The 13,628-nt window shown below is 67.3% G+C and carries 13 protein-coding genes and 3 pseudogenes; 6 read left to right on the plus strand and 10 right to left on the minus strand.

All coding sequences use genetic code 11. The features are described 5' to 3' along the window. The first annotated feature begins 238 nt into the window (after positions 1-238). Both ACZ4UV_RS48885 and ACZ4UV_RS48890 read left to right on the plus strand, forming a co-directional pair. Complete coding sequence (locus tag ACZ4UV_RS48885; RefSeq protein WP_467848582.1) at positions 239-1,642, plus strand: cytochrome P450; 1,404 nt, start codon at positions 239-241, stop codon at positions 1,640-1,642. A gap of 444 nt (positions 1,643-2,086) precedes the next feature. Continuing rightward, on the plus strand, positions 2,087-2,704 hold the full coding sequence (locus ACZ4UV_RS48890; RefSeq protein ID WP_451022867.1) for a hypothetical protein: 618 nt from the start codon (positions 2,087-2,089) through the stop codon (positions 2,702-2,704). A 491-nt stretch (positions 2,705-3,195) separates the two neighbouring features. Here the strand turns inward: ACZ4UV_RS48890 and ACZ4UV_RS48895 are convergent. The 3 genes and pseudogenes from ACZ4UV_RS48895 to ACZ4UV_RS48905 all read right to left on the minus strand — a co-directional run. Continuing rightward, a pseudogene (locus ACZ4UV_RS48895) lies at positions 3,196-3,319 on the minus strand (transposase); the annotation flags it as partial. A gap of 658 nt (positions 3,320-3,977) precedes the next feature. Next, positions 3,978-5,215: pseudogene (locus ACZ4UV_RS48900) on the minus strand (IS701 family transposase). A gap of 244 nt (positions 5,216-5,459) precedes the next feature. Further along, positions 5,460-5,744 (minus strand): hypothetical protein, encoded by a 285-nt coding sequence (locus tag ACZ4UV_RS48905; protein WP_451022101.1) that lies wholly within the window; start codon positions 5,742-5,744, stop codon positions 5,460-5,462. A 104-nt stretch (positions 5,745-5,848) separates the two neighbouring features. On the opposite strand from ACZ4UV_RS48905, the gene ACZ4UV_RS48910 reads away from it, so the two are divergent. Together ACZ4UV_RS48910 and ACZ4UV_RS48915 are read left to right on the plus strand one after the other, a co-directional pair. Further along, complete coding sequence (locus tag ACZ4UV_RS48910; RefSeq protein ID WP_451022100.1) at positions 5,849-6,409, plus strand: TetR/AcrR family transcriptional regulator; 561 nt, start codon at positions 5,849-5,851, stop codon at positions 6,407-6,409. Between the two features lie 157 nt (positions 6,410-6,566). Continuing rightward, positions 6,567-7,331, plus strand: coding sequence for an SAVMC3_10250 family protein (locus ACZ4UV_RS48915; protein ID WP_451022099.1), 765 nt, complete (start codon positions 6,567-6,569; stop codon positions 7,329-7,331). Between the two features lie 320 nt (positions 7,332-7,651). Here the strand turns inward: ACZ4UV_RS48915 and ACZ4UV_RS48920 are convergent, their stop codons facing one another. From ACZ4UV_RS48920 to ACZ4UV_RS48940, 5 genes are all read right to left on the minus strand, one after another. Then, positions 7,652-8,398 (minus strand): SDR family oxidoreductase, encoded by a 747-nt coding sequence (locus ACZ4UV_RS48920; RefSeq protein ID WP_467848594.1) that lies wholly within the window; start codon positions 8,396-8,398, stop codon positions 7,652-7,654. Next, the gene (locus tag ACZ4UV_RS48925) at positions 8,395-8,829 is read right to left on the minus strand and encodes a GNAT family N-acetyltransferase (protein WP_451022097.1); all 435 of its coding nucleotides are present in this window, start codon (positions 8,827-8,829) and stop codon (positions 8,395-8,397) included. The genes ACZ4UV_RS48920 and ACZ4UV_RS48925 overlap by 4 nt, the downstream gene beginning before the upstream one ends. Continuing rightward, complete coding sequence (locus ACZ4UV_RS48930; RefSeq protein WP_467848599.1) at positions 8,826-9,344, minus strand: aminoacyl-tRNA deacylase; 519 nt, start codon at positions 9,342-9,344, stop codon at positions 8,826-8,828. Before ACZ4UV_RS48930 ends, ACZ4UV_RS48925 begins: the two co-directional genes overlap by 4 nt. Before the next feature lie 147 nt (positions 9,345-9,491). Beyond that, on the minus strand, positions 9,492-10,775 hold the full coding sequence (locus ACZ4UV_RS48935) for an ISL3 family transposase (RefSeq protein ID WP_451022096.1): 1,284 nt from the start codon (positions 10,773-10,775) through the stop codon (positions 9,492-9,494). Between the two features lie 9 nt (positions 10,776-10,784). Next, the gene (locus ACZ4UV_RS48940) at positions 10,785-11,072 is read right to left on the minus strand and encodes a transposase family protein (protein WP_467848603.1); all 288 of its coding nucleotides are present in this window, start codon (positions 11,070-11,072) and stop codon (positions 10,785-10,787) included. A gap of 526 nt (positions 11,073-11,598) precedes the next feature. Here ACZ4UV_RS48940 and ACZ4UV_RS48945 point away from each other — a divergent pair. Together ACZ4UV_RS48945 and ACZ4UV_RS48950 are read left to right on the plus strand one after the other, a co-directional pair. Then, complete coding sequence (locus ACZ4UV_RS48945; RefSeq protein ID WP_467848605.1) at positions 11,599-11,973, plus strand: hypothetical protein; 375 nt, start codon at positions 11,599-11,601, stop codon at positions 11,971-11,973. Positions 11,974-12,319: 346 nt separating this feature from the next. Beyond that, positions 12,320-12,517, plus strand: coding sequence for a hypothetical protein (locus ACZ4UV_RS48950; RefSeq protein WP_467848609.1), 198 nt, complete (start codon positions 12,320-12,322; stop codon positions 12,515-12,517). Here the strand turns inward: ACZ4UV_RS48950 and ACZ4UV_RS48955 are convergent. Together ACZ4UV_RS48955 and ACZ4UV_RS48960 are read right to left on the minus strand one after the other, a co-directional pair. Then, a complete protein-coding gene (locus tag ACZ4UV_RS48955; RefSeq protein ID WP_451022093.1) occupies positions 12,514-12,696 on the minus strand; it encodes a hypothetical protein in 183 nt (60 codons plus the stop codon). The genes ACZ4UV_RS48950 and ACZ4UV_RS48955 overlap by 4 nt on opposite strands. A 163-nt stretch (positions 12,697-12,859) precedes the next feature. Beyond that, positions 12,860-13,063: pseudogene (locus tag ACZ4UV_RS48960) on the minus strand (hypothetical protein); the annotation flags it as partial. Positions 13,064-13,628: the final 565 nt, after the last annotated feature.

Here is a 13,628-nt window from a genome sequence, read left to right on the forward strand (position 1 = left end):
AGGTTATGGCGGTCGGGTGATCAGCCGGTTGGCTGGGGCGGGGCTAGTCCGTATGGTCGCTGGTAGCGGTTCAGTCTGCCGCACTCGCCGACTCCGGTCGTCCGTCCGACGGAGCCCGTCGACTGGACCGAGGCCCGCGCCCTGTGAAGTGACGTAAAGGTCACAAGGCGCATCCTGGCCTGTGATGTTGGGCAGATAACTCGGCCGCATCAACACTGACATGAGGAGCGTCAAGGCCGTGACCGCCTCACCCGTCAAACCTGCCCCTGTCCCGACCGCCCCTGGCGGGCTCCCGCTGATCGGGCACGCCCACCTCCTGGCGCGGACCCCGCTGCCGTTCATCACCTCGCTTCGCGACCACGGCAGCGTCGTCCGCATTCGTCTGGGCCCGACCCCCGCATACGTGGTCACCGATCCTGTGCTCACCCGTACCGTACTGGTCACCGAGGCGGCGCACTTCGCCAAGGGCGGCAAGATTTTCGACGTCCTGAGGGGTGTCTTCGGCGACGGTCTGGCCACAGTCGCGGACGGCGACACCCATCTGCGCAACCGCCGCCTGATGCAGCCCATGTTCAACAAGGCCCATATCGCCACCCGTGGCAACGCCATGATCGACCAAGTCAGGTCCATGGTCGGTGCGTGGCAAGAGGATCAACTCCGCGACGTGTTCGCGGACATGAACGACGTCACCCTCGCCGCGTTCCTCGTCGCTCTCTTCGGCATGGATCTACCCGCGAACCTGCAAAGGGAGTTCACCGTCCTCATGCCCGTCATCACGAAGGGGGCGATCCGGCAGACCCTCCTGCCCCCCTGGGTGACCCGGCTCCCGCTGCCCGCGAACCGCAGCCACACCCTTCGGGTCGCCCGCCTGCGCGCCCTCATCGACCAGGCCATCGACCACCACTCCGCTCGGTCGGCGGGCACACCCCCCGCCACCGCCCACGATCCGGCCGAAGCTGCAGGATGCCCCCACAAGGCCGCCGACAACGACGAGGCCGGGTTGTTCGAAACCCTGTTGGCAGCCGGGGATCAGTTCACCCGCAGGCAGCTCCAGGATGAAGCCATCACCCTGATGAACGCGGCGATTGAGACCACGGCCACCACCCTCGCCTGGACCTTGTACGAGCTCACCCAACACCCCGAGATCGAACAGCGTCTGCGCGCCGAACTCGCCGCCGTCTGTTCCGGCCGGTCCTTGCGCCAGGAAGACCTCGACCGGCTCCCCTACGTTCGGCAGGTCCTACAGGAAGCCGTCCGCAAATACGGGCCGGCCTGGATGGTGACCCGAACCGTCACCCGGAACATCGATCTCGGCGGACACCACATCCCCCAGGGCGCCGACATCGTGTGGAGCCCCTACCTCCACCAGAACGACCCCGCCCACTTCCCCGAACCGGCCACCTTCGACCCCGACCGCTGGCCCCCCGATCGCGTACCCACAACCCGCGATTCACTCTTCGCCTTCGGAGACGGCCGCCGCAAATGCATCGGAGAGAACTTCGCCTGGACCGAAATGCAGATCATCCTGGCAACCGTCCTGCAGACCTGGCCCCGTCTTCGCCTCGTCTCCCGCCCTCCCCGCCCTCAGACGGCCATCACCGTCAAGCCGGACAAACTGACTATTTCCCTCGGAACCTCCTGATCGCCAGGCGCTCACCCGACCCACTCCCGAAAACCCAAAGATCCGGTCTCAGCAGCCGCCCGGGACGCTCCTCGGAGATCGCCACCGCCCGCTACAACTGTGAGGATGTGGCGGTGCCGCCTCGGGCGGTGGTCTGGCCCGCGCCATGACTGGCCCTGGTGCCTTGCGTTTGATCGTGACGTACAGTGACGGGCGTCCATGCGGTTGGCCGGCGGGGACGCCTTCCCCGCGGCCCCTCAGCCGAATCACTGGTCGTCACCAAGACAGGCTTGCTGTCACCGAGCCCGATGGCGCAGTGTTCAACTTGCGTTGAACGAGGGGGCGCGAAAGGGAGGCGGGCGCGCCTCTGGACTGCGGGTTGACGCAGAACATTCACTGGGGGGTGTTGTGGCCGGACGAATACTGACGCGGGGCCGCCCGATGGGTTTGGCCACTCTGCTCCTGGTGCGTTTGACGGTGGTGTTCCTGGGCGTTGAGGTCGGCGCCGGCATCCTTCTGCACGTCACGCAGAACATCTGGCTGACGTTGCTCGTCTATCCGGCGCTCTATGTCCTGGCCTTCTTTCTCCTCGCGCTGATGGTGCCGGGCATGGAAGAGCCCAAGGGCTGGGCCGTCGTGGTGATGACCGTGGCCCCCATCGCTGCTCTGGTCGTGATGCACCTGACCATTTCGGGCCTGGACCAGCGGGCGCTGCACGCCGACGGCCGGGTGGAGCGGGCCACGGTGACCAAGGTGTACTGGGTCGACCAGGGTGCCGATCCGCCGACTCACGTCGCGCAGCTGGCCGATCCGTCAGGACAGCCGCTACCGGGCGTAGTGTCCGGGGACGGGCTGAAGGCTGGCCAGACCATCAACGTCACCGTGGATCCCCATGGGAAGATCCCGGTGCTGCTGGGCACCCCTTCGACGGGTTCGGGGAAGTTTTGGCTGGCGGGCATCACCGCGGGCGTCGAAATCCTGTTCCTGGCGTTGGCGGCCTACCAGGGCGTCGCCTACCGGCTGGCCGCGAAGACGATGGACAAACCCAAGCGAACGCAGAAACCCAAAGACGTTCCGGCATGACACACCCGCAGCATCGGCCTCGACGTTCCTCGACTCCTGGATCTACGTCAGACGGAGACTCCACGTCCACCACGCAGCCGGGACGGTAGTGGCCAACCGTCTCTGAGCAAGCCGGCCAACCGTCAATGACACCGTGCTCACCAGCGGTCTCGCTCAGATGGGCCCGGTCGCGCTCGCCCGCCACCTCGGCGGCCTCGTCTTCCACGCCGCCGCCAAGGACGCCCGGGTCAACCCCGAGCACGCCGTCCTCAACAGCGTCCTCGACAACAGCTCCCGCCGCCTCGCGCCCGACGAGCCGCGCACCGACCTCCGCGGCGACGGGTGGGCCAACGAGTGGCCCAAGAACTCCGCCTGGGACTTCGTCGCCCTCGGCAAGGGCCACAACGTCGCCTACTCGACCGAGTTCCTGCGCGCGCCCTCCACGAAGTCGACCCGGACATGCTGGTCATTATCGAGCACGAGAAACCGAACTCGGCCGCGTCGAGGGCACAGTCGGTCGCGATGTGCCGCTTGCGCCCGGGTACCTTCTTCCCACCGTCGTAGCCGCGTGGCGGCCGGCACCGCCGCGGCGGCCCGCACCGACTGCGCGTCGATGATCCCCGCCGTGGGCTCGGCATTCACCGCGGCTTGGGCCGGGCCCCTCATCCAGCTTCTCGTCAGCCGGCCAGACGGCGCCGCCACCAAAGGTCAGGCCACTGCCGATCAGCGGCGAGCGGATCGGGCAGCGTCCGCTCGACGTATCTGGCATCCAGGGCGTGCACTTGGCGTTCCAGCTGGGCGCGGGCCCGGGAGACAACTGCTGCAAGACCTCCTCAAGCACGTCGCGAGCGTGCCGCACATCGCCGAAGGAGCAGCCGCGGCACGAACATTCCGCATCCTGCGGATACAGAGATCGTCGTCCGGGGGCTGCAGAAACGCTCGATACCGCCGCAGCGCACGGTCGGTGGCACCGGGATAGACGAAGTAGTCGCCCGAGAACTTCTCTACTCGATCTATGGCGACGCTGGTTCGGGCAGAGAGCCCGTGGATCCGCTCTGGAGGCAAGCCCCACGCGACACGGAGAGACTGTTCAGCGCGCAACGCCCCGGGCCGCTTACGCGGCATCGACCTTTCGGTACATGGACATGAGCAACATCATGCCAGCGTCTACGGTCCGACGACGGCCAGAAAGCCGCACCCGGCATCGGCCCATCTCCCCAGGGCTCAACCCCGCATGTCGTCCGAGACGGAGTAGCAGGACAGTCCTTAGTACTCCAGCTGTAGATCGTGATCTTCATGTCTGGGATGCGGCCTGTCGCTGGTAATGGCTGGAGCGGGACCGGGCTTGGTGGCGGCGTCGCCAGTCGGACCAGCCGAGCCGGTGAGCTGCGTCGTGGACCGGCTGGACGACGAGCGTGATGAACAGGCGCTGGATCTCGTTGCAGGACAGCGGGACCAGGTCGGCAGGTCCGGGACGGCGGGTGTGTTCGTCGGCACGGACGACGGCGAGGAAGGCGTGGGCGAGCATGGCGAGGGTGACCCAGCGGGCCCAGGAGGGGTGCGGCGGAGCTGGTGCTCGTCCAGTCCGGCCAGGCCCTTCTCACTCTGGAACGTCTCCTCCACCCGCCACCTGGAGCCCGCGACCCGCACGAGGGTCGTCAGGGGCACGGGCCGGGGCGAGTGGCAGCGGTAGTAGGCGAGTTCGCCGGTGGCGCGGTTGCGGCGGATCAGCAACTGGTGGTGGCCCGGGCCGGGGTCGGCCAGGTCGATGACCGCCCAGTCGTGGAAGCGGTGCCCCTTCGCGCGATGTCCGGCCGAGAGCTTCTGCCAGGCCCGCTTCGGCAGCCTCGCTGTCAGGGCATCCGCGCGGAACTTCCCCGCGCCGGTGGGGACTTCGGCCGAGCAGGCAACCGCGAGGACGTAGCCGATGCCGCGTTCCTGCAGAGCCGTGCGGAGTTTCGGGTTGCCGCCGTAGACCTCGTCCCCGGCGACCCAGCCGACGTGGTGTCCGGCGTCCAGGAACCGCTCGATCATCGTGCCGGCCAGTTCCGGCTTGGTCGCGAAGACGGTGTCCTCGCCGAGTCCCGCGGCCTGGCACCGGTCCGGGTCGCACGTCCACGAGCGCGGGATGTACAGCTCCCGGTCCACCGCCGCGTGTCCGCGCGCGCCCGCGTAGACGAGGTAGACCGCGACCTGGGAGTTCTCGATCCTGCCGGCCGTGCCGGTGTACTGGCGCTGGACAGCGACGGTGTGAGTCCCCTTCTTCACGTCGCCGGTCTCGTCGACGACCAGCACCGCGGCCTCGTCATGGAGGTCCTCGACGACGTATTCACGCACGTCATCGCGGACGGCATCGGCATCCCAGACGGCGCGGCACAGCAGATGCTGCATGCCGTGCGGGCTGGTCTCCCCGGCCAACTCCGCGATCGTCCAGCAATTCTTGCGAGGTAGGTCCGACAGCAGACCCAAGACCAACCGCCCGGCCCGCAGGCGGGGTTCATACCGGGCGAAGCGGCCCGCGATCCGGCCCATGGCCACCTCGAACGCCTCTCGCCAACCGGCGGGATCTATGCTGTGACCTGCGGCCACCGTCTCGTCGTTGTCCACACAACTCACGATGATCAACGGTGGCCGTACCCGTCTCCGCACCCGCCCCTACACAGCACCTGATGATCACGCGGTGGCCGTGCCATGCCCGGTCGCGACACGCCGCCCGATCGCCGCCCGTCAACGGTTTCGTCGAAGAGCCCGTTCCGACCTGGTGGGTGGGGTGGGTTCAGTCTCGAGCGCCAATCGTATGGCCGGTGGCGTGGAACAGACCTATCGGCAGCGCACCGACGGCCATGCCGAGCAGCGCCCAGCCGGGATGCCGCACTGGATGCGCGCCCCAAAGACATAGCCCGGCAAGCGCCAGGCCCGACCAGCCAGCGAGCACGTTGACCACCGGGGAGGAACCGAACACGGTCGGGAACCGTTCCGCCACGATGCCCTTGGCGAAGTGAGGGTACGCGTTGGCAGCCAGTATGCCGGCCAGGAACGCGAGCAGTACCGTCTGCCACATGCCAGTCTCCATCCCGTTTCCGTGGAATCTGTTGACCCTAGAATCGGACTTGTGGCTCCGATTAGAAGATACGGACTGATCACTCCGGTTGCAAGGAGTGGCCGATGACCACCGCCCGGCCCCTGCGCGCCGACGCGCAGCGCAACCGCGCACGGGTGCTGGCTGCGGCAGAGCGGGTCTTCGCGGATCGAGGTACGGCCGCCTCGACCGAGGAGGTCGCCCGCGCGGCCGGCGTCGGTGTCGGTACCGTCTTCCGGCATTTCCCGAGCAAGGAGGCGTTGCTGCAGGCACTTGTCGTGGAGCGCCTTGCCCGGGTCGCCGCCGACGCCCGCGAACACGCTGCATCGTCGGATGCAGGGGCGGCCTTCTTCGACTTCTTCACCGCCGTCGTCCGTGGCTCGGCCACCAAACTCGAACTCGTGGACGCACTGGCCGAATTGGGCATTCACCCGAACGAGGCCGTCGCGTCGGTCGCCGAGGAGCTGACCGAAGCCGTGGCCGCTCTACTGCAGCAGGCGCAACGGGCAGCGGCGGTACGCATGGACATCGGAGTCAGGGAGGTCATCGCGCTGCTCGCCGGCGCCTCTCAAGCCTGCCGGTACGCTCCCGACGACCGGCCGCTAGTCGTCATTCTCGATGGCCTGCGCGTTCCGAGCGCCCAGTAGCGCCCCCGCAGATCTGCTGCTGGGCTGTCAGGCACGGGAAGTCACAGAGCCGAAGATCTCAAAGTACGGCCGTCCTACCACCAGCAAGATCACGATCTACAGCTGGAGTACTAACAGGGCCACGCTGAGTCATGCAACCGCAGGGGAGGAGACAGCGATGCCGCTCCGCACACGCCGAAGGCAACAGATGCGGGACCTGTTGTATCTGTCCGAGGCGAAGATGGAGGTCCTGACACCGCAGCTTCCAGGCCGGATCCGCCAGCGACTTGGTCTGGAAGCAGGGTTAGACATCGGCCTGGTTTCCGTGAAAGCCACATTGCCCGGCAACGACCAGACGCCGTCGGTCAGAGCGCTGAACGCCGTGGCGAAGATGATCGGGAAGAAGCATGGCAACCGTTACCGCACTGACCAAGGGGTGACGGTTGGTGACTGGATCCAGTTCGAAGAGGAATTCAGGTTCGGCAACGCATGGCCCGGCACTGGCCATGGCTGTGACCGGCCAACCGTGGAGGGACTGGTCTACTTCGCAGCCGAAGAGCGCCAACACTTCCCAGCATTCGCGTTGGTCGGATCCGCAGTGCACATTCTGGACCGTCGGCGGTCACAGGTTGAAACGAATCAGGAGAGCTCACAAGTCGGTCATCTCTACGTTGAGGCCATCCGAGCCTACGCCCACTCGCTGCATGGGCTCCCTGGCCACGCAGCAACAGGGAACGTCCCGAATCTCGGGGCCGTGGACCGTGCGCTAGTCGCCGTAGCAACTCTGTGTTCGATTGCGCCGGGAGAGGAAGGGTGGACACCTCCCGCACGGCTTGCCGGACTCGCCCGGGTGCTCGCGGTCGACGACGCCGGCACCATCCTGGCTACCCCGCTCTACATCGAGTACGCACCGCGCCGACGACTTCAGGTAGCAGGCCGATAGGCCGTCTGGACATCGGACGGCCCCGCCCATGCGATGGCGGTCCGCAGGTCAGCGCCGGTCTGCCTGGGGAATCAAGCCGAGCAACTCTGAGGCAGCCCCAAGCGCCTGGTGAGGAGATTCAGGGTTCTGTCAGCGATCTCGTGAAAGCCCAGGTCAAGGGGCTGTACCGACGGGCATGCCCTGGTCGTGGGGGGATGTCCGCTTATCGGCCGAAGGCGTGTTCTTGTTCTCCACCCTGCGAGGTGGCTGGTGTCGGGGAAGTTGCTCCGCCTCTCCCCTCGGTGGTCCGTGGCGTGGAACACGCCGTTACGGAGGGGGTGTTACGGGCGCCGGACGGAAGCTGTTGCGCCGGGAGTGAGTCCGAGGGCTGCCTTGGCCTGTCGGGTGCGTTCGTCGGCGAGGACTTCCGTCTCGCCCGCTTCGACGGCGGCGAAAGTCTGCTCGGCGATCGCTTCCGGGGTGTTCTTGGGGCCGGTGACAGGGGCGGCCATGTCGGTGTCGATGTAGCCGCAGTGCACGCCGACGACGAGGACGCCGGTGTCGTGAAGTTCACCGCGGATCCCGTTGGTCAGGGCCCAGGCGGCGGCCTTGGAGGCGCTGTAGGAGCCCATCGCGGGGTTGGTGAACCAGCTGGCGATGGACAGCGCGTTGACGATAGCGCCGGGTGGGTTGCCTATGAGCAGCGGGGCGAAGGCACGGCACTTGGCGAGCGTGCCGAAGTAGTTGACCTCCATCTCCGCACGGGCCGCGGCCGGGTCGGGCGCGGCCAGCAGGGGGGTGTCGGTAAGGACGCCGGCGTTGTTGACCAGCAAGGTCACCTCGGAGCACGTCTCGGCTGCCGCGGCCACCTGGGCGGGATCGGTGATGTCGAGGCGGACCGGGATCACGCCGGGCTCGACGACCGACCGCGGGTCGCGGGCCCCGCCGTAGACGTGCTGTGCGCCGCGCTGCAGGAGCAGCCGGGCCATCACCTGTCCGAGCCCCCGGTTCGCGCCGGTCACCAGTGCCGTTGCCCCCTGGATCTGCATGGCTTCAACGCCCGTCTCTCCCGGCCGATTCTCGATCATGTTGTGGACCATTTGAGATGAACGGCGGTCTCGTGGAACCCCAGAGTGCGGTAGAAGTCGGCCGCTCTGCGGGTCGGCACGGTCACCTCGACATCCTTCGCCTCCCGGGACTTCGCCAGTGCGGCCCGGATCAGGGCGGAACCCGCACCGCGGCCCCGCATGGGCTCGGCCACGGTGAGTTCGAGCAGTTCGAGGATCGTTCCGCCCGCGAACAGGGTGGGCATGCGCACCGCGAGCAGGTACCCAACCACGCACGAGTCCTGCTCGGCGACTAGGAACTCGGCGCCGCCGTCCGAGGCAGCCTCGATGATCCGCGGAAACGTGGCGCCGTCGAAGACCTTTCGATCGGGCCGGTAGCTCGTCACGAACCCGCTCAGCAGACCGTAGATGTCATCAGCGTCCGAGGGTGTGGCGTCGCGGACAGTCGTCATGCCGGCCCGTCCGCCGGGAGGCTGCCGATCGACGCCGTAGCGGCCCCTGGGACGGCGGCCACGAGCTCCGCCGCCTCGATCTCGATGCTGCTGTCGCGCCGGCCGCTGCCGCAGTGCACACGTCCCAGACTGCTGACCGTCTCGTCGAACACCACCGTCGCAGCCCGGTCCGCGGACACGGGGCACACCCCGCCCGGCTGCATCCCCGCCCGCGCCAGCCGCCCGGCATCGGCGGGAGACAAGTCGTCTCGGCGGATCCCGGCTGCGCGGGCGAGGGCGCCGTACCTCAGCCGGGCATGGCCGGGCAGCGCCACCAGCAGGAGACGGTCCTCGGGGGTGACGAATGCCAAAGTCTTGACCGTCCGCTCCAACGGAACGCCCAACGCGGCACAGACCTCTACCGGGCTGGTCACATCAGGGTGCTCGCGCAGCCGGAAGGACACACCGAGCGAAGCGAGGATCTCCGGTGGACCAACGGTGGGGAGAGCATTCACCCAGCCGAGATTACCGTGCACGGTACGGGAGTTGCTCGCCCTTTACAGAGCAGAAGGCGGCCACGCCGCTCCACCGGGACCTACCCGCTGTTGAAACCGCAACCAAGTGAGGGAGGCGAGCAGAGGCGGCCAGTCAGGGTTCTGGCAGCGATCTCATGAAAGCCGAGGTCAGGGCCGTGCCAGGATGCGAGCTCGCAAGAGCGCGAAGGACGCGCGACCGTACATGCTTCTCTTGAGGAGCTTGACTCTGCAGACATGTCCTTCGACTACGCCCGAGCTGTAGGCGAGAGTGAGTCCGGCGGTGACGGCGTCGAGGTCCTGCCGGAGGAAGCCGGCGAAGGACCGGATCGACGGCTGACCGCATTGTTCGCCCTGGCGGATCCACTCGGTGAGCAGATGGCCCCGGCGGTTTCGGACCAGGTCGGTGAAGGCACGGGCGATGTTGCACGCTTCGGTGATGTCCGGGCAGGCCAGCCGGACGCGTTCCAACTCAGCGGCCTGACGAGGTGAGAGATTTTCGCGCGGCCGCATGATCCATCCGCTGATGGTGCGTGGGCTCGGGACGGGTGCGGGGGCAGAAACGGCGGTGCCATCGCGCAGTGTTCGCACGTAGCGGGAGAGCGTTGAGTAGCCGCCGGAGAAGCCTCGTTCGCAGATCTGGCCGTACAACCACCTGGCGTTGGTGTGGCCAGCGGCGAACTGGGCCTGGAGGTAGGACTTGAAGCGGTCGAGGGGCACGTTCCGTCGGTCGCGGGCTGAGGCGAGCAGAACGTCGAAGTCGGTGTCGCGGTAGCGGCGCACGGTCTTGCGGTCGAGTCCGAGACGGCGAGCGATCTCACTGATCGGGTAGCCGGTCTCGACCATGCTGCTGATCACCTCGTGCCGGCGACGGACCCGGTCCACGATCAGCGTGGTCGGCACGAGCTCCAAGGTGAGCTGCCGCGGTTGGGCCTGCCTCGGTTGTTCAGCGTATTTCCGCAGGCAGACGCGGTGTTCGTAGCAGACCCGTTCGACAGCGAGAGACAGGTTGCGCAGCAGGTGCCAGCGATCAGCCACCTCAGTGACGCCAGGGGCGGCCTCCTTGACGGCACGGGTGTAGGCACTGGCCCGGTCCCGGCACACGACCTCGGCACCGGCATGGTCACGGAGCCAAGCGGCCAGCGTCTCGGAACTCCGGTCTGGCAGGAGGTCGACGAGCTGATGGGTTTCGACGTCGACGAGGATCGTTCCGTAGCGACGGCCGCGGCGGAAGGCGAACTCGTCCACGCCGAGCACGCGTGGGGCCCGGTCAGGCACGGCCGGAGCATCCAGATGCCCGAGGAGCCGCATCCGACCTGCTGGAACCGAGAGTTTCCGGCACAGCCGTGCCCCAGGCCGTCCACCCAGCTCGGCCGCCACGGAACGAAGCACGAAGCGCAGGCTTGAGGTGGCCCTCTGGTAGGGCTCGCTCATACCGTCAACTTACTCAACGAACGTCCTCCGTTGGCAGGTTGGGGTATCGCAGAAGAACCGGCGGACGGTCAGCCGAACCAGTACCGGCCTGCCGGCGACGGGACAGTCGTCCAGCTGACGACCGTAGCGGCTGTGGACCCGGCGGGATGCGACACCGCAGTCCGGACACGTTCTCGAGGAGCATGTGCTGGACAAACGGACCAGTGTCCCGTCCACGAGCGCCTTCACACACTCCACCCGCACCCCACGAATCCCGGGAAAGAACACGCCCTCGGTCGATAAGCAGACATCCCCCACGACCAGGGCATTCCCGTCGACACAACCCCTCGACCTCGGCCTTCACGAGATCGCTGACAGAACCAGATTCAGATATCGCCATCAGCGTCCGCTCCTGTGCCCCAAGGGCAGTACGTTGATACCGATGTCGGTCCACTCAGGCATGATCAGCTCCGATCAGACTCTGCGACGGGGCGGTGTGACGTGGGCGAGTGGCGGACCGATCCGACGTTCGCGATGTGCCGGGCGTTGGCGGACGGGGCCGAGGTGTCCTCGTTCGCGGGCGGGCCGTTCGACGTGCGGGCGGTGATGGCCGACATCCGGCTCGAGGCCAAGGACGGATTTCTGCTCGGCGAAGTCCCCTGGGAGCACTTCCCTCAGGGGGACCATGTCAGGGAGGCCGTCCACCTGCTGCACACCGCCGACTCGCCCGGTCACACCGGAACAGGCGTTGTGAGCGGCATGTGCGCCAAGGACATGCGGGCCGCCGCCGTGCTCGCCGTGCCGTTCCTGATCCGGCTCGCCGCCGACACCCGCCACCCTCACCGTGCCAACGCACTCACCGAAGTCCTGCCCGGCCCGCGCCCGCCACTTCGGCGTCGCCTCTCGCGACCGACTACTGCTCCATCGCACCGAAACCCAGCGCAACGGCCTCTACGACGACTACGGCGTCGAGGTGAGCGGCTACCCAGCGGGCTGGTCGATCGCCGCCGCCCGGGCCGCGATCACCGCAGACACCGGCCTCCTGCGCCCCCTTCTCGACGACCCCGACCCGTCAATCCGCATCCACGCCGCGACGCTGGCACACATCGTGTCCGCCGTGATGTTCCTCAGCATGGCGGCGAGCGTGAACCTCGCCCTGAGCGTCGAGGAGATCGTGCAGGACATCCGGGGGCAGGTTGACGTCCTGCTGCCTCGCTGACGCGCGGCCCAGCTTCCAGGCCCAGGCGATCATCAGGGTGGTCTACAGCTGCGTCTTGGCCCTGATCCTGACTGCGGCGAGTCACGTCGCCGGCGCACCAGGAGCAGTCGGACACGAAGGTCGAGACTGCGGCGGACGGTTCGCTGACTGCTCACCCCGGACAAGGACTCCCTGGCGACCACGACTTGCCCGGTGACGGTCGACCCGACCTCGACGCTCGCGGTGACCACGGACACTTGGGTGCAGAACCCGGCCTACCCCGACTCACAAGTTCCGGGCAGGAGTTGAAGTCGAGCACCTATGACGGAGCGGCACGGACACGGCCCGCTCGTACCTGAAGTCCGACGTGTCGAAGTTCGCCGGTAAGCACATCACCGCGGCCACGATGTCGCTGTACAACTACTATTCGCCGACCTGCTCCACGTCCGGGGCGGCCACGCAGGCCCGGCGGATCACCTCCGCCTGGCCCTCGTCGTCCCGTCCCGCAGGTACAGACCGCGAAATCACACGAACGAAGATCTGGCGCTCTCCGCCATCCGGCTAACTGGCAATGCACGCGTCCGCAGCTCGACACGTAGAACTTGACAGGGAACAGACCCGGTCGGTGTACAGCTTGGTGGTCAGCTGAAGGCCGCAGCCGCCGAGCAGCAGCCCGCACCAGAACGTGTCGTGCTCGTGGCGGCGGCGGAAGGCGTCAAGCTCGATCGCCTCCAGCGGCAGCATCAGCGGCTCCTCCGAGTCCGCGCCGCCCAGGACCGCCGTCTGAATCTGCCGCCTGTCACCCCGCACAAAAAACTCCGCCCTTCATCCCAACTCATCCTGCCACTGGCGGCCTTGCCTCACAGGCGATCGTCCTGTTCACGTCGCCGTACGCAGCGGGCGCAGGCTAGTACTCCAGCCGGAGTTGTGATCTTGCGGGTTGAAGGTTGGTTTGGCGGCGGTAGTGGCTGCGGCGGGCGCGGGCTTGGTGGCGTCTGCGCCAGGTGGGCCGGCGCAGTCGGTGTGTGAGGTCGTAGGTGGGCTGCGCCACCCAGGCGGTGAGGAGGCGCTGGATTTCGTTGCAGGTGAGCGGGATCAGTCCGTCCGGGCTGGTCCCAACCGCCCCCCACCAGCAAGATCACAACACCGGCTCGAGTACTAGCCAAGGTCCCCGTAACGGCAATTCGACTGATCAGCGTGTCCGCACCTGTGGTCCGGCACGGCGGCAGTCAGTCGGTAAATACCGAACGCCAGCGCTCCCAAGACGGCCATGGACGCCACGACGTGTATCACAAGCGCCCATCGCGCTTGCCAGTAGCCCGCACCTATGTACAGCAGCAGAGCGGCAAGCAGCCACACGAGCACACCCGCAACCGTGAGAACGAGCAATCCGAACGCAGGCACAAGGTCACTGTGCCCAACCACGTCCTTGGTCACGCGCGCCGTGTACCCGCGTTCCCCACAGCCATCGCGTGATCACCACAGGGGGTGCCGCCGTGTCCTGGTTCTCTGCACTCCGGCGCCGCGCTGTCGAGTCGCGCGTGATTGCCTCGCTGCCGTGGGTGGCAGGCGGACCCCGCCCTAGGCAGTGTCCGGGCGATCATGAACGGAGCCAGATGACCAGGGCTGCGACGGTGACGGTGCCGAGGAAGATGTATGCGCGTTTTTCATAGCGC

The sequence above is a fragment of the Streptomyces sp. NPDC028289 genome (genome assembly GCF_055565975.1).

What these genes read in the sequence shown, in the direction of transcription:
- ACZ4UV_RS48905 (WP_451022101.1), bottom strand. Translation starts at nt 5,744, where the DNA reads ATGTGGCAGACGGTACTGCTCGCGTTCCTGGCCGGCATACTGGCTGCC.
- ACZ4UV_RS48910 (WP_451022100.1), top strand. Translation starts at nt 5,849, where the DNA reads ATGACCACCGCCCGGCCCCTGCGCGCCGACGCGCAGCGCAACCGCGCA.
- ACZ4UV_RS48915 (WP_451022099.1), top strand. Translation starts at nt 6,567, where the DNA reads ATGCCGCTCCGCACACGCCGAAGGCAACAGATGCGGGACCTGTTGTAT.
- ACZ4UV_RS48920 (WP_467848594.1), bottom strand. Translation starts at nt 8,398, where the DNA reads ATGATCGAGAATCGGCCGGGAGAGACGGGCGTTGAAGCCATGCAGATC.
- ACZ4UV_RS48925 (WP_451022097.1), bottom strand. Translation starts at nt 8,829, where the DNA reads ATGACGACTGTCCGCGACGCCACACCCTCGGACGCTGATGACATCTAC.
- ACZ4UV_RS48935 (WP_451022096.1), bottom strand. Translation starts at nt 10,775, where the DNA reads ATGAGCGAGCCCTACCAGAGGGCCACCTCAAGCCTGCGCTTCGTGCTT.
- ACZ4UV_RS48955 (WP_451022093.1), bottom strand. Translation starts at nt 12,696, where the DNA reads ATGCTGCCGCTGGAGGCGATCGAGCTTGACGCCTTCCGCCGCCGCCAC.